The following is a 21461-nucleotide window of genomic DNA, read 5'->3' as shown; positions in this document are numbered from 1 at the left end:
GCCCGCCGTGAGCGGCTGGACCGGGGTGCGCGGCCGGGCCGCGCCGACCGCCGCGCCGCGCCGGGCGCGCTCCTGGGCGGCCAGCATGACGGTGTCCCGGTCGCGGGCCGCGGCCGGGTCGGCCTGGCAGATGACCCGGCCCAGGTCCATCGACATGGTGAGCGCGTGCCGCACGTGCTCGCGCCGCTCGGCGGTGTAGCTGTCGAGCAGCCCTTCGGTGGCCCGGCCGGTGAGCACCAGGTCCAGCTTCCAGGCGAGGTTGGCGGCGTCCCGGAAGCCGGAGCACATGCCCTGCCCGGCGAACGGCGGCATCAGATGGGCGGCGTCCCCGGCGATCAGCACCCGGCCGCGCCGCCACTGGTCCGCGTAGCGCGCCTGGAAGGTGTAGACGGCGTGCCGCAGCAGGGTGGCGTTGCCGGGGTCGATGTCGAACAGCGAGAGCAGCTTCCAGACGTTGGCCTCGCCGCCGAACTCCTCGGGCGACTCGTGGTCGAGCCGCATGAACTCCCAGCGCCGGTGGCCCGGCCCCGCGGAGACGGCGGTGCGCGGCCGGGCCGGGTCGCAGACCTGGAGGTTGTTCGGGACGAACTCCCGGCCGTCGTGCGGGACGACGTCGCAGGTCAGCCAGTCGTTGAAGAACGCGAAGTCGGTGGCGGTCAGCCCGGCCTCCTCGCGCACCACGCTGTTGGCGCCGTCGCAGCCGATCACCCAGCGGGCGGTGAGCGGGCCGCCCGACGGGCTGGTGGTCGGTCCTTCGACCGTGAGCGTGACCGCGTCGCCGCGGTCGGCGAGCGCCGTCACCCGGTGGCCGCGCAGGACGCGCAGCGTGGGGTAGCGCTCGCCGTGGGCGGACAGCGCGGCCTCCAGTCCCGGCTGGTAGACGGCGCTGGAGTCGGGCCAGCCGGAGCGGCCGGCGTCCTCGACGTCCACCCGGAAGAGGGTCTGTCCGTCGGCGTTGTGCCAGACGTAGTCCCGGGAGGACTCGACGTGCTCCTCCAGGGCCGCGCCCACGCCGGTGGCGGCGAGGATGCGGGCGGACTCGCCGTCGAAGGAGACCGCCCTCGGCATCGGGTAGGGCCGGGGGAAGCGCTCCAGGACGGTGACCCGGTGGCCCCGGGAGGCCAGCAGCAGGGCGGCGGTCTGGCCGACCGGCCCGTAGCCGACGATCGCGATGTCGGTGTCGGTGTCGGGGCCGTAGCCCGCGCCGTCGGTGTCGGTGTCGGTGGCCGCGTCGGTGGTGGTGGAGTGGACGGGTGCGCTCATGCGGTGGCCGCGTCCTTCCGCAGGATCTCGGCGAGCACCCGGGCGTGCTCCTCCGGGTCGGCGAGGCCGCGCAGCCGCTCGGTGCCGTCCTCGACGACGACCAGGCGGGTGCCGATCAGGATCCGCTGGCCGCCCTCGAAGGCCCGGCCGCGCACGACGATGCCGGAGCCGGCCAGGGCCCGGGCGAACCGGTCCAGCTCCGGCGAGGGGACCAACCAGTCCGCGAAGGCGCGCGGCTGCGCGTGGAACCGGTAGACGGCACGCCAGTCGCCGACCCGGCCCCGGCGCTGCACCACGTGGTGGCCGGTGTCCGCGCGCACGACGCGGAAGTCGGTGCCGAACTGCGGCTGTACCTCCTCGGGCACCACCCGCAGCGGCTCCAGGTAGGACGGGCCGACGAAGCCGACGTCGACCAGCCAGAGGTCGCCGTCCAGCCGGACGAAGCCGAGGACGTGCTCCAGGTCCGGCCCGAAGTTGTCGTCCACCTGGCGGATCCCGGCCGAGAACAGCCCGGTCTTGTAGCCGAGTTCGCGCAGCAGCGCGAGGAAGAGCCCGTTCAGTTCGTAGCAGACGCCGCCCCGGCCGCCGAGCACGACGGCGTCGAACACGGCGTCGATGTCGATGTCCACGCCCGCCCACAGCGACTCGCCGCGGGCGGTGTTGAGCGAGGAGTCGTACGGGATCGCGATCAGGTGGCGCCGGTGCAGCTCGCGCAGGGTGTCGGCGGTGGGGTCGAGCGGGCCGTCGTAGTCGAGGGCCTTGAGGTAGGCGGTGGTGTCGAACACGGCGGTCACTTCCCTTCGGTCCGCTGCTCGGCGGGCGCGGTCTCGGTTGCTCCGGCCTCGGTTGCTCCGGTCTCGGTTGCTCCGGTCTCGGCGGCTGCGGTCTCGGTGGCTCCGGTGTCGCCGGGCGCGGTCCCGTCGGCGCCGGTCTCGTCGAGCAGGGAGAGGAGGTGGCCGGCGAGCCGCTCCGGGGTGGGCTGGTCGAAGGCGAGCAGGGCGGGCAGTTCGAGCCCGGTGACGTTCTGGAGGCGGTTGCGCAGTTCGACGGCGGTCAGCGAGACGAAGCCGATGTCGAAGAAGACGGCGTCCGCCCCGATCTCTCCGGTGTCCTCGTGCCCGAGGACGGCCGCGACCTCCGTGCGGATCACCTCGACCAGCACGGCCGGGCGCTCCCCCGGGTCGGCCTCCGCCAGTCGGCGGGCGAGGACGGCGCCGGGCGCCTCCTCGACGACGGTGTCGGGCTCGGTCTCGGTGGCCATCGGGGAATCTCCTGCGGGGGTGGTTGTCACGGGCACCGACTCCAGCCAGTAGTGCCGGTGTTGGAAGGGGTAGGTAGGAAGTTCGGAGGCGGGCAGGGTGCCGGCGCCCGCGTAGGAGGCCGACCAGTCGACCTCCACGCCGCGGACGTGCAGCGCAGCGGCCGAGAGCAGGATGCGGTCCCAGCCGCCCTCGTCGCGCCGCAGGGTGCCGGTGACGGCCGCGTCGCGCACGGAGGCCGCCTCCAGGGCCTCGACGATGCCGTGCGCGAGCACGGGGTGGGCGCTGACCTCGACGAACGCCCGGTACTCGGCGGCGGCGAGGGTCTCGACGGCGTCGGCGAAACGGACGGTCTGCCGAAGGTTGCGGTACCAGTAGCCCGCGTCCAGCTCCGGACCCTCCAGCCACCGGTTCTCCACCGTCGACAGGAACGGGACGACAGCCGGCTGCGGCTTCACCGATGCGAGCAGCTCGGCGAGTTCGGCTTCTATGGACTCCACGTGCGAGGAGTGCGAGGCGTAGTCCACCGGGATCCGGCGCACCCGAACACCCTGTTCCTCGTACGCGGTCACGAGGGTGTCGAGACCGGCCGGGTCACCGGCGACCACGACCGAGGTGGGGCCGTTCACGGCCGCGACCTCGACCCCGGCGGGGAGCCGGTCGGCCACCCGGGCGAGCGGCAGCCCGAGCGACACCATGCCGCCGCGTCCGGCCAGGCCCCGGGCGATGGCCTGCGAACGGAGGGCCACCACGGCGGCGGCATCGTCCAGGGAGAGGATGCCGGCGACGTGCGCCGCCGCGATCTCCCCCTGCGAATGGCCGACCACCGCGTCCGGGACGACGCCCAGCGACTCCCACAGCCGGGCCAGACCGACGTTCACCGCGAACGACACCGGCTGCACCACGTCCACGCGGTCCAGCGAGGCGGCCCCCGGCACCTGGTTCACCACATCCAGCAACAACCAGTCGACATAAGGCTCCAAGGCCTTGCCGACCTCACCGAGAGCCTCGGCGAACACCACCGACTCGGCCAGCAGCCGCCGACCCATCCCCACCCACTGCGAACCCTGACCCGGGAAGACGAGGACGGTCTGCCCGGCGACGTCCGCCGTGCCGGTGACCAGGGCGGGCGAGGCGGCGTCGCCCGCGAGCGCGGCCAGGCCGGTGCGGTGACCGTCGAGCGCGTCCGCCACCACGACGGCGCGGTGCGCCAGCAGTGTCCGGGACTCGGCCAGCGCGCGGGCCGCGTCGGCGGGTGCCGGGCCGCGCGCCTCGGTGTAGTCGAGCAGCCGCTCCGCCTGGGCGCGCAGGGCACCGGCGGAAGCGGCGGACAGCAGCCAGGGGACGGCGACGGCCTCGGGGGCGGCGGGCTCGACAGCGGGCTCGGCGGCGGGTGTCCGAGGCTCCGCGGCGGGCGCCTCCTCCAGGATGACGTGGGCGTTGGTGCCACTCACCCCGAAGGCCGACACCGCCGCCCGGCGCGGGCGGTCGACCGCCGGCCACGGCCGGGCCTCCGTCAGCAGCCGCACCTCCCCCGCCGACCAGTCGACCTGGGTGGTCGGCGCGTCCACGTGGAGGGTCCGCGGCAGCACGCCGTGGCGCAGCGCCTCCACCATCTTGATGACCCCGGCGACGCCGGCGGCGGCCTGGGTGTGCCCGATGTTGGACTTCAACGAGCCCAGCCAGAGCGGCTGTTCGGCCGGACGGCCCTTGCCGTAGGTGGCCAGCACCGCCTGGGCCTCGATCGGGTCGCCCAGCGGGGTCCCGGTGCCGTGCGCCTCGACGGCGTCGACGTCGGCCGCCGTCAGCCGGGCGTTGGCGAGCGCGGCCCGGATCACCCGCTGCTGGGCGGGCCCGTTGGGCGCGGTGAGGCCGTTGGACGCGCCGTCCTGGTTGACGGCCGAACCCCGGACCACGGCCAGCACCTCGTGCCCCAGGCGCCGGGCGTCCGACAGGCGCTCCAGGACGAGGACCGCCACGCCCTCCGCCCAGCCTGTGCCGTCGGCGGCGTCAGCGAAGGCCTTGCAGCGCCCGTCGGTCGCCAGGCCGCGCTGCCGGGAGAACTCGACGAACGGCGAGGGCTGGGACATCACCGCGACACCGCCGGCCAGCGCGAGCGTCGACTCACCGCCGCGCAGCGACTGGGCGGCCAGGTGGACGGCGACCAGCGAGGAGGAGCAGGCGGTGTCGACGGTGATCGCGGGCCCCTCCAGGCCGAGGGTGTAGGAGACCCGGCCCGAGGCCACCGAGCCGGAGGTGCCGGTGGCGAGGAAGCCTTCGAGTCCGGCGGGCACGTTGCGCAGACCGGTGGCGTAGTCGTGGTACATGACGCCGGAGAACACACCGACCGCTGTGCCGCGCAGGCCCGCCGGGTCCAGGCCGGCCCGCTCCAGGGCCTCCCAGGAGGTCTCCAGCAGCAGCCGCTGCTGGGGGTCCATGGCGAGCGCCTCGCGCGGCGAGATCCCGAAGAAGGCGGCGTCGAAGTCGGCGGCGCCGTGCAGGAATCCGCCCTCGCGGACGTAGGAGCGGCCGGCCCGGTCCGGGTCGGGGTCGAAGAGTCCGTCGAGGTCCCAGCCGCGGTCCTCGGGGAACTCGCCCACGCCGTCGCGTCCGTCGGCGACCAGCTGCCACAGGTCGGCCGGGGAGGCGACCTCGCCCGGCAGTCGGCAGGCCATCCCGACGATGGCGATCGGCTCCCCGGCCGCCGCCTCCAACGCGGCCTTCTCGGAGGCGAGTTGTTCGTTGTCCTGGAGCGCGGCCCGCAGTGCCGCGACCAGCCTCGCCGTCTGGTCGTCGGCGGCCGCGCCGTCGTTGATGGTGGTCATGTCAGCCTTTCGAGGGGGGTGCCGGGCGCGGGTCGATGAGCGCGGTGCGTCGGCTCGGTGGGTCCGTGCAGTGGGTTCCGTGCGGTCGGGTGGGCGCGGTCGGGTGGGCGGTTCAGCCGCGGCCACGGAGGGCGCGGGCGACGAGGCCGTCGATGTCGAGGTCCGCGATGGCGGGCCCGTCCACGGGCGCGGGTCCCGCGTCCGGACCGGCCGCGCTCGGCCCGGGGCTCCCGGCCGCCGGGCCCGCCGCCGGCTCCGTCGCCGGCTCCGGCAGCAGCTCGGACCGCAGGTGGCGGGCGAGCGCGAGCGGGGTCGGGTGGTCGAAGACCAGGGTCGCCGGGAGCCGGACGCCCGTCGCCCGGGCCAGCCGGTTGCGCAGTTGCACCGCGCCGAGCGAGTCGAACCCGGTCTCCTTGAAGGCCTGCGCGGCGGCGACGGCGTTCTTGGACGGGTGCCCGAGAACGGCGGCGGCGGCGGAACGCACCAGGTCGAGGACCTCGCGGTGCTGCTCGCGCTCCGGCAGCGCGGCCAGCCGGGCGGCGAAGTCCGCCGCGTCGGCGGCGGGCGCACCGGTGGCGGCGGTGCGCCGGGGAGTGCGGACCAGACCGCGCAGCAGCGGGTTCAGCTCGCCGCCCGCCGCCTGCTTGCGCAACGCGTCCCGGTCCAGCCGGGTCGGCACCAGCAGCGCCTCCGGGGAACGCAGCGCCGCGTCGAACAGCGCCAGCGCCTCCTCCGTCGCCAGGGCCTTGAGACCGCCCCGGGCCAGCCGGGCGCGGTCGGCCTCGCCCAAGTGCCCGGTCAGGCCGCTGGCCTGTGCCCACAGGCCCCAGGCCAGCGAGACCCCCGGCAGGCCCTGCGCCCCGCGCCACCCGGCCAAGCCGTCCAGGAAACCGTTCGCCGACCCGTACAGGCTCTGCCCGGCACTGCCGAACACGCTCGCGCCCGAGGAGAAGAGGACGAACGCCGCCAGCCCCAGATCCCTGGTCGCCTCGTGCAGGTGCCAGGCGGCGTCCGCCTTCGGGGCGAACACCTCGTCCAGCCGCGCGGCGGACCGCCCGTCGAACACACCGTCGGCCAGCGCCCCGGCGGTGTGGACCACCGCCGTCAGCGGATGCTCCGCCGGGACCCGACGCACCAGCTCGTCGACCACCGAGCGCTCCGACACGTCGGCCGCCAGCACCTCCACCGACGCACCCAGCGCCTCGAGCCCCTCGACCAACTCCGCCGCACCCGGCGCCTGCGCACCACTACGGCTCACCAGCACCAGCCGCCGCACCCCGTGCGACTCGACCAGATGCCGGGCCACCAGACCGCCCAGTGTCCCCGTGCCGCCGGTCACCAGCACCGTCCCCGCCGGATCCAGCACCGGACCGGTACCGGCGGGCACTTCGGCGGGCAGCTCGGCACGCGCCAGGCGCGGCACCAGCACTGTCCCGTCGCGCCAGAGCGCCTGGCTCTCGCCCGAGGCCAGCAGGCCGCCCACCACCGACGGGTCCACCGCCGCGGCGGGGAAGCCCGTCCCTCCGCCACCGAGGAGCACGACCCGGCCGGGCTGCTCGTGCTGGACCGAACGGACCAGCCCCCACACCGCGTTGACCGCCGGGTCCGCGTCCGGGGGGCCGGTCACGACGACCAGCGGCTCCCCGCCCCGGGCGGGATCGGTGAGTCCCCGGTGCAGGAACTCCGAGACCCGGCCGACCAGCGCCCGGGCGCCCTCGGGGCCCTCGGCCGTCCCGTCGGTCAGGTCCAGCACCGCCGGGGCGACGGCACCGGCGGCGTCGGCGGGCAGGGCGAGCGGCGTCCAGCCCACCTGGTAGAGGTGGTCGACGGCGGCCCCGCCGAGGCCGGCGAGCCGGTCGACCGGCACCTGCCGCAGCGACAGGGAGCCGACCGAGGCCACCGGTCCGCCCGTCGGGTCGGTGAGGACGAGCGAGAACGCGTGCGGTCCGGTCTGCCGGGCGTGCACCCGCAGGGCGGTGGGACGCGTGGCGAAGACCGCCACGTCGTTCCAGGCGAACGGCAGCAGGACGTGACCCGGCTCCGGCTCGGCGATGTCCAGGAAGTTGGTGGCCTGCAGAGCGGCGTCCAGCAGCACCGGGTGGATGCCGAATTCCTCGGCGGCCCGGCCGGCGGGCAGGGACACCTCGGCGTACACCTCGGCGTCGAGCCGCCGGACGGCCCGCAGTCCCTGGAACGCCGGTCCGTAGCCGAAGCCGCGATCGGCCAGCCGCTCGTAGAAGCCGTCCAGGGCGACCGGCTCCGCGCCGGCCGGCGGCCACGCGCCGGGGGCGACGGTGGGCGACGCCTGCTCGCCGCCCAGGAAGCCGGTGGCGTGCCTGGTCCAGGCGCCGCCCTCGCCGTCCTCGGGCCGCGAGTACAGGGCGAACGGCCGCCGGTCGTCGGGCGCGTCGTCCTCCCGCGGGTCCACCCGCAGGTGCAGTTGCAGGGCGCCGCGCCCGGGGACGAGCAGCGGGGCCTCGATCACCAACTCCTCGACGGTGGGCGCGCCCGCCTCGTCGCCGGCCCGCGCGGCCAGCTCCAGCAGCGCGGCCCCCGGGGCGAGGACGGTGCCCGCGACGGCGTGGTCCGCGAGCCACGGGTGGTCCTTCGGGTCGAGCCGTCCGGTGAGGAGCGTCCCGCCCTCGGGCAGCTGCACCGCCGCGCCCAGCAGCGGATGCCCGACGGGTGCCAGCCCGGCGGCGCCCACGTCGGTGGCGGGGCGGGTCTCCAGCCAGTAGCGCTGGTGCTGGAACGGGTAGGTGGGCAGTTCGGAGGCGGGGAGCAGGACGGCGTCCGGGAAGGCCGGGGACCAGTCGACGGGGATGCCGTGGACGTGGAGTTCGGCGGCGGCGAGCAGGACCCGGTCCCAGCCGCCGTCCTCACGGCGCAGGGTCCCGGTGACGACGGTCGGCGCCTCGACCGCCTCCTCCAGCGCCTCGACGACGGCGTGCGCCAGCACCGGGTGGGCGCTCACCTCGACGAACGCCCGGAAGCCCTCACCCCCAAGGGTGCCGACGGCCTCGGCGAAGCGCACGGTCCGCCGAAGGTTGCGGTACCAGTAGCCGGCGTCCAGCTCCGGGCCCTCCAGCCAGCGGTTCTCGACCGTCGACAGGAAGGGGATCGTGGCGGTCCGGGGCTTCACGGCGCCGAGCAGCTCGGCGAGTTCGGTCTCGATCGACTCCACATGGGCGGTGTGCGAGGCGTAGTCCACCGGGATCCGGCGCACGCGGACGCCCTGCTCCTCGTACGAGGCCACCAGGGTGTCCAGTCCGGCCGGGTCACCGGCCACCACGACTGACGACGGACCGTTCACGGCCGCGACCTCCACGCCGTCCGGCAACGCACCGGTCACCTCGGCGAGCGGCAAGCCGACCGACACCATCCCGCCGCGTCCGGCCAGGCCCCGGGCGATGGCCTGCGAACGCAACGCCACCACCGCCGCCGCGTCCTCCAGCGAGAGGATCCCGGCGACGTGCGCCGCCGCGATCTCCCCCTGCGAGTGACCCACCACCGCGTCCGGGACGACGCCCAGCGACGCCCACAGGCGGGCCAGACCGACGTTCACGGCGAACGACACCGGCTGCACCACGTCCACGCGGTCCAGCGAGGCGGCACCCGGCACGTGGTTCACCACATCCAGCAACGACCAGTCGACAAAAGGCTCCAACGCCTTGCCGACCTCACCCAACGCCTCCGCGAACACCACCGACTCGGCCAGCAACCGCCGACCCATCCCCACCCACTGCGAACCCTGACCCGGGAAGACGAACACCGAGCGGCCACTCACCTCCGCCCGACCGGAGACGACACCCGCCGCCTCCTCCCCCCGGGCCACCGCGTCCAGCGCCGCCGCCGTGTCCGCGCGGTCGGCGGCCACCACCACGGCGCGCTGCTCCAGTGCGGCCCGCGCGGTGACGAGGGTGCGGGCGGTACGGGCGAGGTCGGTGTCCGGCTGCTCGGCCAGGAGCCGGCCCCAGGCGCCGGCCTGGGCGCTCAGCGCGTCCTCGGAGGCGGCCGAGAGCACCAACGGCGTTGCGGAAAAGGCCGGTTCGGCGCCCGGCTGCGGCGCGTCGTCCTCGACCGGGGCCTGCTCCAGGATGATGTGGGCGTTGGTACCGCTGACGCCGAAGGAGGAGACGGCGGCCCGGCGCGGACGGTCGACCTCCGGCCAGTCGCGGCGTTCGGTGAGGAGCGCGACCGCGCCCGAGTCCCAGTCCACCTTCGAGGTGGGGGTGTCGATGTGCAGGCTCTTCGGCAGCACGCCGTGCCGCAGCGCCTCCACCATCTTGATCACACCGGCCGCGCCGGCGGCGGCCTGGGTGTGCCCGATGTTCGACTTCAACGACCCCAGCCAGAGCGGCTGTTCGGCCGGACGGCCCTGCCCGTAGGTGGCCAGCACCGCCTGCGCCTCGATCGGGTCGCCCAGCGAGGTCCCCGTCCCGTGACCCTCCACCGCGTCGACGTCCGCCGCCGTCAGCCGGGCGTTGGCGAGCGCGGCCCGGATCACCCGCTCCTGCGACGGGCCGTTCGGAGCGGTCAGACCGTTGGACGCACCGTCCTGGTTCACCGCCGAACCCCGCACCACCGCCAGCACCTCGTGCCCCAGCCGCCGGGCGTCCGACAGCCGCTCCAGCAGGAGGACGGCCACGCCCTCCGCCAGGCCCGTGCCGTCGGCGGCGTCCGCGTACGCCTTGCAGCGGCTGTCGCGCGCCAGGCCGTGCTGGGTCGCGAAGTCGACGAACACCTCCGGCGTGGCCATCACGGCGACCCCGCCGGCCAGGGCGAGCGTGCACTCGCCGTCGCGCAGCGCCTGCGCGGCCAGGTGGACGGCGACCAGGGAGGAGGAGCAGGCGGTGTCCACCGTCACCGACGGGCCTTCGAGACCGAGGGTGTAGGAGACCCGGCCGGAGGCGACCGAGCCGGAGTTGCCGATCCCGAAGTATCCCTCCAGGCCCTCCGGGAGGTTGAGCACATGGTGCGCGTAGTCGTGGTACATCAGCCCCGCGTAGACGCCGACCGGCTGCCCCTTGAGCGAGGTCGGGTCGATGCCGGCCCGCTCCAGGGCCTCCCAGGAGGTCTCCAGCAGCAGCCGCTGCTGCGGGTCCGTCGCCAGCGCCTCGCGCGGCGAGATCCCGAACAGCGCGGCGTCGAAGCCGCCCGGGTCGGCGAGGAAGCCGCCCTCCTCGGCGTAGGTCTTCCCGGCGGCGTCCGGGTCGGGGTCGTACAGACCGTCCACGTCCCACCCCCGGTCGCGGGGGAACGGGGCCATGGCGTCGGCGCCGTCGTGGACCAGCCGCCACAGGTCGGCCGGGGAGGCGACGCCGCCGGGCAGCCGGCAGGCCATCCCGACGATGGCGATCGGCTCGGTGCGCCGGGCCTCGGCGTCGCGCAGGCGGCGCTTGGTCTGCTGGAGGTCGGCCGTGACGCGCTTGAGGTAGTCGCGCAGCTTGTCGTCGTTCGACATGGGGTTCTTCCTCGTATCCGTCATCAGGAAAGGCCGAGTTCGTTGTCGATCAGGTCGAAGAGCTCGTCGTCCGAGGCCTCGCCCAGGTCGACGCCCTCCGCCTCGGGCTCCTCGCCCGACTCCGCCCAGCGGGCGGTGAGGGCCTCCAGGCGGGCGGCCACCTGGGCGCGCAGTCCGTCGGGTGCCCGGGACCCGCCGGACGTCCCGGCCGTGGCCGCCAACGCCTGCTCCAGCCGGTCGAGTTCGAGCAGGACCGGCGGCACGGCCACCGAGCCCGCCAGGCCCAGCCGGTCGCGCAGGTACTCGGCGACGGCGGCCGGGGTCGGGTGGTCGAAGACCAGGGTCGCCGGGAGCCGGACACCGGTGGCCTCGGTGAGGCCGGTGCGGATCCGCAGCGAGGTCAGCGAGTCGAAACCGACGTCCTTGAACGCCTGCGCGGGCTTGACCGTCTCGTCGATGCTCTGGCCGAGCACCTTGGCCGCGCCGGCCCGGACCAGGTCCAGGAGCAGCCGGAGCTGTTCGGCCTCGCCCACCGCGGAGAGCCGGCGGAGCAGGACCTCACGGCCGTCGGCGGCGGGCGCACCGGTGGCAGCCGTGCGGCGGGGGGCGCGGACCAGACCGCGCAGCAGCGGGTTCAGCTCGCCACCGGCCGCCTGCTTGCGCAACGCGTCCCGGTCCAGCCGGGTGGGCACCAGCAGCGCCTCCGGGGAACGCAGGGCCGCGTCGAAGAGCGCCAGCGCCTCCTCCGTGGGCATGGCCGCCAGGCCGCCGCGCGCCAACCGGGCGCGGTCGGCCTCGTCCAGGTGCCCGGTCAGGCCGCTGGCCTCCGCCCACAGGCCCCAAGCCAGCGAGACCGCCGGCAGGCCCTGCTCACGACGCAACCCGGCCAACCCGTCCAGGAAGCCGTTCGCCGACCCGTACAGGCTCTGCCCGGCGCTGCCGAACACGCCGGCGCCGGAGGAGAAGAGGACGAAGGCGGCGAGGCCGAGGTCCTTCGTCGCCTCGTGCAGGTGCCAGGCGGCGTCCGCCTTCGGGGCGAACACCTCGTCCAGCCGCTCGGCGGACTGCGCCTCGAAGACACCGTCGGCCAGCGCGCCGGCGGTGTGGACCACCGCCGTCAGCGGACGGTCCGTCGGCACCCCGGCCACCAGAGCGTCCACCGCCGGGCGCTGCGACACGTCGGCCGCCAGCACCTCCACCGACGCACCGAGCGCCGACAACCGCTCGACGAGTTCCGCCGCACCGGGCGCCCCGGCGCCGCGACGGCTCACCAGGAGCAGGTGGCGCACCCCGTGCGACTCCACCAGGCGCCGGGCCACCAGGCCGCCCAGCGTCCCCGTCCCCCCGGTCACCAGCACCGTCCCCGCCGGGTCCAGCACCGGACCGGTACCGGACGGCGCCTCGGCGCGCGCCAGGCGCGGCACCACCACGATCCCGTCGCGCCAGGCCACCTGGGGTTCGCCGGAGGCTAGGGCGTCGGCCACCAGCGAGGCGGGCGCCGTCGAGCCGTCGGTGTCCACCAGGACGATCCGGCCCGGGTGTTCGAGCTGCGCGGTGCGGACCAGACCCCGGACGGCGGAGGCCGCCGGGTCCGCGGCCGCGTTCGCGGTCAGCACGGCGAGCGGGCGGGCGGAGTCACCGGCCAGGTGCTCCTGGATCCCGCCGAGCGCGGCGCCGGCCAGCGCGCGGGCCGCCTGCGGTGCCGACAGCCCCTCGGGGGCGCGGGTCAGGTCGAGCACGTCCTCCTCGGCGACCCGGTCCACCGCCCTCGGGAGGTCGGCCGGCGCCCAGTCGAGGCGGTACAGGTGCTCGGCGGCGGCGTCGCGGGCGGTGGACAGCCGCTCGGGCGCCACCGGCCGCAGGACCAGCGCCCCGACGGCACCGACGGGCCGGCCGACCGGGTCGGTCAGCGCGAAGGAGACACTGTCCGGGCCCTCCCGGCGGGAGTGCACCCGCAGCGCGGTGGCCCCGGACGCGTACAGGGCCACGTCGTTCCAGGCGAACGGCAGCAGCACCTCCCCCGGTCCGGCCACCGGCGCCGCGCCCAGGTTGGCGGACTGCAGGGCGGCGTCCAGCAGGGCCGGGTGCAGTCCGAACCGCCCGGCGGAGTCGGCCAGTTCCTCCGGCAGTGCGACCTCGGCGAACACCTCCTCGCCGGACCGCCAGGCGGCCCGCAGGCCGCGGAAGGCATCGCCGTACTCGTAGCCGGCCTCCGCCAGCCGCTCGTAGAAGCCGTCCACCGCGACCGGCTCCGCGCCGGCCGGCGGCCACGCCTCGTAGCCGAACTCCGGTGCGGCCTCGGCCGCCAGGAAGCCGGTGGCGTGCCTGGTCCAGGCACCGCCCTCGGCGTCCTCGGGACGCGAGTGCACATGGACGGCCCGGCGGTCGTCGTCGGCGGCCGGATCGACCGTGACGCGGACCTGGAGGCCGCCGCGTTCGGGCAGGATCCCGGGGGCTTCGACGACCAGTTCCTCCAGGCGGCCGAGGCCGGTCTGCTCCCCTGCGCGCAGGGCGAGTTCGAGGAAGGCCGCGCCGGGCAGCAGGACCGTCCCGGAGACGGCGTGACCGGCCAGCCACGGGTGCGAGCGGATCGACAGCCGTCCGGTGAACACCGAGCCCCCGTCTGGCAGTTCGACCAGGGTTCCGAGCAGCGGGTGCTCGGCGGCGGCGACGCCGAAGGCGGTCACGTCACCGGTGGAGGCCACGGGCTCCAGCCAGAAACGCTGGTGCTGGAAGGCGTAGGTGGGCAGTTCGGAGGGTCGGACGGCGCCGGCCCCGGCGTAGGCGGAGGACCAGTCGACGGGGATGCCGCGGACGTGGAGTTCGGCGGCGGCGAGCAGGACCCGGTCCCAGCCGCCGTCCTCGCGCCGCAGGGTCCCGGTGACGACCGTCGGCGCCTCGACGGCCTCCTCCAGGCCCTCGACCACGGCGTTCGCCAGTACGGGGTGCGCGCTGATCTCCACGAAGGCCCGGAAGCCCTCGCCCGCCAGGGTGTCGACGGCCTCGGCGAAGCGGACGGTCCGCCGAAGGTTGCGGTACCAGTAGCCGGCGTCCAGCTCCGGGCCCTCCAGCCAGCGGTTCTCGACCGTCGACAGGAACGGGACGGTGGCGGGCTGGGGCTTCACCGACCCCAGCAGGTCGGCGAGTTCGGCCTCGATCGACTCCACATGAGAGGTGTGCGAGGCGTAGTCCACCGGGATCCGGCGCACGCGGACGCCCTGCTCCTCGTACGAGGCCACCAGGGTGTCCAGGCCGGCCGGGTCACCGGCCACCACGACCGAGGACGGACCGTTCACGGCCGCGACCTCCACGCCCTCGGGCAGTGCACCGCTCACCTCGGCGAACGGCCGAGCCACCGACACCATCCCGCCGCGTCCGGCCAGACCCCGGGCGATGGCCTGCGAACGCAACGCCACCACCGCCGCCGCGTCCTCCAGCGAGAGGATCCCCGCGACGTGCGCCGCCGCGATCTCCCCCTGCGAGTGACCCACCACCGCGTCCGGGACGACACCCAACGACGCCCACAGGCGGGCCAGCGCCACGTTCACCGCGAACGAAACCGGCTGCACCACATCCACCCGCTCCAACGAAGCGGCACCCGGCACCTGGTTCACCACATCCAGCAACGACCAGTCGACAAAAGGCTCCAACGCCTTGCCGACCTCACCCAACGCCTCCGCGAACACCACCGACTCGGCCAACAACCGCCGACCCATCCCCACCCACTGCGAACCCTGACCCGGGAAGACGAACACCGACCGCCCGCTCACCTCCGCCCGACCGGACACCAGCCCGGCCGCGGCCTCGCCGTCGGCCAGCGCCTTCAGGGTGTCGACGAGCGCGGCCCGGTCGGCTCCGACGGCGACGGCCCGCTCGGGGAACCGGGTGCGCGCGGTGACGAGGGCGCGGGCGGTGGCGGCGAGGTCCGGCGCCGACTGCCCCTGTGCGTAGGCCGCGAGCCGCGCGGCCTGCTCGCGCAGGGCCGCCTCCGAGGTGCCGGAGACCACCCAGGCCACCGCACCGTCCCCGTCGGCGGCGACGGTCGCGGCCGACGGATCCACCGGCTCGGCCTGCTCAAGGATCACGTGGGCGTTCGTCCCGCTCACACCGAACGCCGAGACACCGGCCCGGCGCGGGCGGCCGACCTCCGGCCAGGACCGCTGCTCGGTGAGCAGGGCGATCCCGCCCGAGGACCAGTCGATGTGCGAGCTGGGCGCGTCCACGTGCAGGGTCTGCGGCAGCACGCCGTGGCGCAGCGCCTCGACCATCTTGATCACGCCGGCCGCGCCGGCGGCGGCCTGGGTGTGGCCGATGTTGGACTTCACCGACCCGAGCCAGAGCGGCTGTTCGGCCGGGCGGTCCTTGCCGTAGGTGGCGAGCAGGGCGTGTGCCTCGATCGGGTCGCCGAGCGGGGTGCCGGTGCCGTGCGCCTCGACGGCGTCGACGTCGGCGGCCGTCAGTCGGGCGTTGGCGAGCGCGGCCCGGATCACCCGCTCCTGCGAGGGACCGTTCGGAGCCGTCAGACCGTTGGACGCACCGTCCTGGTTGACGGCCGAACCCCGGACCACCGCCAGCACCTCGTGCCCCAGGCGCCGGGCGTCGGAGAGCCGCTCCAGCAGGAGCAGGCCCACGCCCTCGGACATCCCGAACCCGTCGGCGGCGTCGGCGAAGGCCTTGCTCCGGCCGTCGGTGGCGAGGCCGCGCTGCCGGGAGAAGCCGACCAGGCCTTCGAGCGTGGACATCACCGAGGCGCCGCCGGCCAGGGCGAGCGTGCACTCCCCGGCGCGGAGCGCCTGGGCGGCGAGGTGCAGGGCGACCAGGGAGGAGGAGCAGGCGGTGTCGACGGTGATCGCGGGCCCCTCCAGGCCGAGGGCGTAGGAGAGGCGGCCGGAGAGCACGCTGCCCGCGTTGCCGGTGACCAGGTAGCCCTCGTCGGCGGCGCCGCCGGTGCCCTGGGTGCCGTAGTCCTGGCCGTGAGTCCCGATGAAGACGCCGGTCGGGGTGGCGCGCAGGGCGGTGGGGTCGAGTCCGGCGCGCTCCAGGGTCTCCCAGGCGACTTCGAGCAGCAGCCGCTGCTGCGGGTCCATCGCCAGGGCCTCGCGCGGGTTGATGCCGAAGAAGGCGGCGTCGAAGTCGGCGATGCCGGGCAGGAATCCGCCGCCGCGCACATAGGTGCGGCCGGGGGCGTCGGGGTCGGGGTCGTAGCTGCCGTCGAGGTCCCAGCCCCGGTCGGTGGGCAGGCCGGTGACGGCGTCGCCGCCGCCGGCGACGAAGCGCCAGAGGTCCTCGCCGGAGTCGAGGCCGCCGGGGAAGCGGCAGCCGACGGCGACGATCGCGATCGGCTCGTCCTCGGTCCCGGCGGCCCGTGCCGCGGGGGTGGCGGGGGCGGCGGGGGCCGGTTCCTCGCCGACGAGTTCGGTCGCGAGGTGGGCGGCGAGGGCCTTGGGCGTCGGGTAGTTGAAGACCAGGGTGGCGGGCAGCCGCAGGCCGGTGGCGGTGCCGAGGGCGTTGCGGAGTTCGACGGCGGTGAGCGAGTCGATGCCGAGTTCCTTGAACGCCTTGTCGACGTCCAGCGCCGCGGCCGAGCCGTGGCCGAGGACGGCGGCGGCGGTGTCGCGGACGAGGGCGGTCAGCACCTCGTCGCGGTCGGCGGCGGAGAGTCCGGCGAGCCGCCGGGCGAGGGCGCCGGCTCCGTCCGCGGCGGTGCGGGGGGCGGCCCGTCGCAGGGCGCGGGGTGCGCGGGCGGCGGGTGCCAGGTCGCGCAGCAGCGGCGGGAGGTCCTCGGTCCGGACGCCGGTGACGTCGAGCCTGATCGGCACCACGGCCGCGGGCTCGCCGGCGAGCGCGGCGTCCAGCAGGGCGAGGCCCTGGTCGGCGGAGAGGGGGCGGGTGCCGACCCGGGCCATCCGGGCGAGGTCGGTGTCGCTCAGCCGGCCGCCCATGCCGGCGGCCTCGGCCCACAGGCCCCAGGCGAGCGACACGGCGGGCAGTCCGAGCGAGCGCCGGTGGGCCGCCAGGCCGTCGAGGAAGGCATTGCCGGCCGCGTAGTTGCCCTGGCCGGAGCCGCCGAGCACGCCGGAGGCGGAGGAGTAGAGCGCGAAGGCGGCCAGGTCGAGGCCGGCGGTGAGCTCGTGCAGGTGCCAGGCGGCGTCGACCTTCGGGCGCAGCACGCTGTGCCACTTGGCGGCGTCCAGGGCTTCGATCACGCCGTCGTCGACGATCCCGGCGACGTGGACGACGCCGGTCAGACGGTCGGCGAGGGTGTCGACGACGGCGGCCAGCGCGGTGCGGTCGGCGGTGTCGACGGCCTCGGCGCGGACCAGGGTGCCGTGCGCGGCGAGTTCTTCGAGCAGGTCGGCGGGCACGACGGAGCGGGAGAGGAGCACGAGTTCCGCGACGCGGTGGACCGCCGCGAGGTGGCGGGCCACCAGGCGGCCGAGGCCGCCGTTGGCGCCGGTGACCAGGACGGTGCCGCCAGCCAGCGGGGACGGCGTGCCCTGCGCGGGGACGGGCCTGGCGGCCGGGCGGCGCAGGCGAGCGACCAGCAGGCGCCCGTCGCGCAGCGCCAGCTGCGGTTCGTCGTCCGGTGCGGCGGCCACCGCCCGGGCGGCGTCGGCCGGGTCGTCGGCCTCGACGAGGACGAAGCGGCCGGGGTTCTCCGACTGGGCGGTGCGCACCAGGCCCCGGACGGGTTCCTGGACGAGTTCGCCGCGCCGGGTGACGACGACGAGCCGGGAGTCGGCCGTCCGGTCGTCGGCCAGCCAGGTCTGGAGCGCCCGCAGGACGTCGTGGCCGACGGCGTGGGCGCGCTCGGGCACGGTGTCGGAGGGCGCGCCGACACCGGCGGGCAGGACCACGAGCGGCGGCAGGGCGCCGTCCTCGGGCAGGTCGCCGTGGAGGGTCCAGTCGGGCGACTGGGCGGCCTCGGTGGCGGCCTCGGGGGCGGGGACCCAGTCGACCTCGAACAGGGCCGCGTCGTCCGCCGGACCGGCGGTGAGGCCGCTCGGGTCCACCGGCCGCACGGTGAGGGCCTCGACGTCCACGACGGGGGCTCCGGTGTCGTCGGCGGCCCGGATGGTGAGGGTGTCGGGGCCGGCGGGGGTGACGACCACACGCAGCGCCTCGGCGCCGGCGGCGTGCAGGCGGACGCCGGCCCAGGAGAAGGCGAGCCTGGGCACGTCGGCGCCCGGGAAGAAACCGGCCTCGCCGAGCGGGTGGAGGGCGGCGTCCAGCAGGGCGGGGTGCAGACCGTAGGCGGCCGCGTCCGAGGTGGTGTCGGGCAGGCGGAGCTGGGCGTAGAGGCGGCCGTCGGCGAGCCAGGCGGCCTCGACGGCGTGGAAGGCGGGGCCGTAGGCGACGGTGAGCCGGTCGTAGAGGCCGTCGATGTCGAGCGGACGGGCTCCGGCGGGCGGCCAGACCGTCAGTTCGTCGGCGGTGGCGGGCTCCGGACCCTCGGGGGCGAGCGTTCCGGTGGCGTTGACGTGCCAGGGCAGACCGGTGCCGGTGCGGGTGAGCAGCCGGACGGCGCGGCGGCCGTCCTCGGCGTCGCCGACGTGGACCTGGAGGTCGAGGCCGCCGCCGTCCGGGACGACGAGCGGGGCGGAGACCGTCAGTTCCTCGACGGTGGGCGCGCCGAGCCGGCGGCCGACGTGGGCGAGGGCGTCGAGCAGCGCGGTGCCGGGCACCAGCGTCGCGCCGCCGACCCGGTGGTCGGCCAGCCAGGGCAGGGTGTGTTCGGTGATCCGGCCGGTGAAGACGGCGCCTTCCTCGGCGCCGAGGAGCAGTTCGGCCTCCAGCAGCGGGTGGCCGGCCTTGTCCAGGCCGACGGCGGCGAGGTCACCGGCGGCGCGGCCCGGCCGGAGCCAGTAGCGCTCGCGCTGGAAGGGGTAGGTGGGCAGTTCGGAGGGACGGACGGTGTCGGCCCCGGTGTGGGCCGGGGACCAGTCGACGGGGATGCCGCGGACGTGGAGTTCGGCGGCGGCGAGCAGGACGCGGTCCCAGCCGCCGTCCTCGCGCCGCAGGGTCCCGGTGACGACGGTCGGCGCCTCGACGGCCTCCTCCAGGCCCTCGACCACGGCGTGCGCGAGCACCGGGTGCGCGCTCACCTCGACGAACGCCCGGAAGCCTTCGCCCGCCAGGGTGTCGACGGCGTCGGCGAAGCGGACGGTCTGCCGCAGGTTGCGGTACCAGTAGCCCGCGTCCAGCTCCGGACCCTCCAGCCAGCGGTTCTCCACCGTCGACAGGAACGGGACGACAGCCGGCTGCGGCTTCACCGACCCCAGCAGCTCGGCGAGTTCGGCTTCTATGGACTCCACGTGCGCGGTGTGCGAGGCGTAGTCCACCGGGATCCGGCGCACCCGGGCGCCGCGCTCCTCGAAGGCGGCCACCACGGTGTCCAGGCCGGCCGGGTCACCGGCGACCACGACCGAGGACGGGCCGTTCACGGCCGCGACCTCCACGCCCTCGGGCAATGCACCGGTCACCTCGGCGAACGGCAGCCCGATCGACACCATCCCGCCGCGTCCGGCCAGGCCCCGGGCGATGGCCTGCGAACGCAACGCCACCACCGCCGCCGCGTCCTCCAGCGAGAGGATCCCGGCGACGTGCGCCGCCGCGATCTCCCCCTGCGAGTGACCCACCACCGCGTCCGGGACGACACCCAGCGACGCCCAGAGGCGAGCCAGACCGACGTTCACCGCGAACGACACCGGCTGCACCACGTCCACGCGGTCCAGCGAGGCGGCACCCGGCACCTGGTTCACCACATCGAGCAACGACCAGTCGGTATGGGGCTTCAGCGCCTCCGCGGCCTCCTCCAGAGCCCGCGCGAACACCGCCGACTCGGCCAGCAGCTGCCGACCCATCCCCACCCACTGGGACCCCTGGCCCGGGAAGACGAACACCGACCGACCGCTCACCTCCGCCCGACCGGACACCAGCCCGGCCGCGGCCTCGCCGTCGGCCAGGGCCCGCAGCCCGCTCAGCACCCGCGCCCGGTCGGCGGCGACCACGACGGCCCGCCGTTCCAGCGCGGCCCGGGAGCCGGCGAGCGCACGGGCAACGGCCGGCGCCTCGGCGACGGGCTTGGCCTCGGTGAACCCGGCCAGCTGTCCGGCCTGTTCGCGCAGGGCCTCGGGGGAACGGGCGGAGAGCAGCCAGGGCACCGGGGTGCCGGAGCCGGCGTCGAGTCCGCCGTCGAGTCCGACGGGCACCGCCCGGTTCGCCGGCTCCTGGGCGGGGGCCTGCTCCAGGACGACGTGGGCGTTGGTGCCGCTGACGCCGAAGGAGGAGACGGCGGCCCGGCGCGGCCGGTCGACCTCCGGCCAGGCCCGTTCCTCGGTGAGCAGGGCGACCGCGCCGGACTCCCAGTCCACCTTGGTGCTGGGCGCGTCGATGTGCAGGCTCTTCGGCAGCACGCCGTGCCGCAGCGCCTCCACCATCTTGATCACACCGGCGACGCCGGCGGCGGCCTGGGCGTGGCCGATGTTGGACTTCAACGAGCCCAGCCAGAGCGGCTGTTCGGCCGGACGGCCCTGCCCGTAGGTGGCCAGCACCGCCTGCGCCTCGATCGGGTCGCCCAGCGAGGTCCCCGTCCCGTGGCCCTCGACGGCGTCGACGTCCGCGGGCGTCAGCCCGGCGTTGGCGAGGGCGGCGAGGATCACCCGCTCCTGCGAGGGACCGTTCGGGGCGGTCAGGCCGTTGGACGCACCGTCCTGGTTGACGGCCGAACCGCGGACCACCGCCAGCACCTCGTGCCCCAGCCGCCGGGCGTCCGACAGTCGCTCCAACAGCACCAGGCCCACGCCCTCGGCCCAGGCGGTGCCGTCGGCGCCGTCCGCGTAGGCCCGGGCCCGGCCGTCGGCGGAGAGCGCGCGCTGGCGGGAGAACTCGACGAAGGAGGTGGGCCGGGCCATGATCGCGGCGCCGCCGGCCAGGGCGAGCGTGCACTCGCCGTCGCGCAGCGCCTGGGCGGCCAGGTGCAGGGCCACCAGGGAGGAGGAGCAGGCGGTGTCCACCGTCACCGACGGGCCTTCGAGGCCGAGGGTGTAGGAGATGCGGCCGGAGGCGACCGAGCCCGCGTTGCCGGTGCCGAGGTAGCCCTCCAGGCCGTCCGGGACCTCGGCGAGCTCGGTGGCGTAGTCGTGGTACATCAGGCCCGCGTAGACACCGACCGGCTGCCCCTTGAGCGAGGTCGGGTCGATGCCCGCGCGCTCCAGCAGTTCCCAGGAGGTCTCCAGCAGCAGCCGCTGCTGCGGGTCCGTCGCCAGCGCCTCACGCGGGGAGATCCCGAAGAAGGCGGCGTCGAACTCGCCCGCGTCGTGGAGGAATCCGCCGTGGCGGGCGTAGGAGGTGCCGGGGACGGCCGGGTCCGGGTCGTACAGGGCGTCGAGGTCCCAGCCCCGGTCGGCGGGGAAGGGGGTGATCGCGTCGGTGCCCTCGGCGACCAGCCGCCACAGGTCGGCCGGGGAGGCGACGCCGCCGGGCAGCCGGCAGGCGGCGCCGACGATCACGACGGGGTCGTCGGCGGGCGCCACGGTGCGCGCTACCGGCACGGGCCGGGCGGTGGCGGCCGGACGGCCGGTCAGCGCGTTCAGCAGGAACGCCGCGACGGCGGTCGGGTTGGGGTGGTCGAAGGCGAGGGTGGCGGGC

The 21461-nt window shown here is 75.8% G+C and carries 5 protein-coding genes; all 5 read right to left on the bottom strand.

Features of this window, described 5'->3' with window-relative positions; all coding sequences use genetic code 11:
• Positions 1-1263 (bottom strand): bifunctional 3-(3-hydroxy-phenyl)propionate/3-hydroxycinnamic acid hydroxylase (locus tag BI06_RS24500; protein WP_233290282.1); only part of this gene is annotated, 1263 nt, incomplete at its 3' end.
• Positions 1260-2048, bottom strand: a complete 789-nt coding sequence (locus BI06_RS24495; RefSeq protein WP_043471718.1) for an arylamine N-acetyltransferase — start codon at positions 2046-2048, stop codon at positions 1260-1262. The genes BI06_RS24500 and BI06_RS24495, both read right to left, overlap by 4 nt.
• A 5-nt stretch (positions 2049-2053) precedes the next feature.
• Complete coding sequence (locus BI06_RS24490; RefSeq protein ID WP_369826217.1) at positions 2054-5338, bottom strand: type I polyketide synthase; 3285 nt, start codon at positions 5336-5338, stop codon at positions 2054-2056.
• A 121-nt stretch (positions 5339-5459) separates the two neighbouring features.
• A complete protein-coding gene (locus tag BI06_RS24485) occupies positions 5460-10835 on the bottom strand; it encodes a type I polyketide synthase (protein WP_369826215.1) in 5376 nt (1791 codons plus the stop codon).
• Positions 10835-21364, bottom strand: coding sequence for a type I polyketide synthase (locus BI06_RS53775; RefSeq protein ID WP_255360249.1), 10530 nt, complete (start codon positions 21362-21364; stop codon positions 10835-10837). The genes BI06_RS24485 and BI06_RS53775 overlap by 1 nt, the downstream gene beginning before the upstream one ends.
• Positions 21365-21461: the final 97 nt, after the last annotated feature.

The sequence above is a fragment of the Kitasatospora sp. MBT66 genome (assembly GCF_000710405.2).
Taxonomy (GTDB): Bacteria; Actinomycetota; Actinomycetes; order Streptomycetales; family Streptomycetaceae; genus Kitasatospora; species Kitasatospora purpeofusca.
Note: the sequence above shows the minus strand (reverse complement) of the source record. Positions and strands in the feature narration are given on the sequence as shown.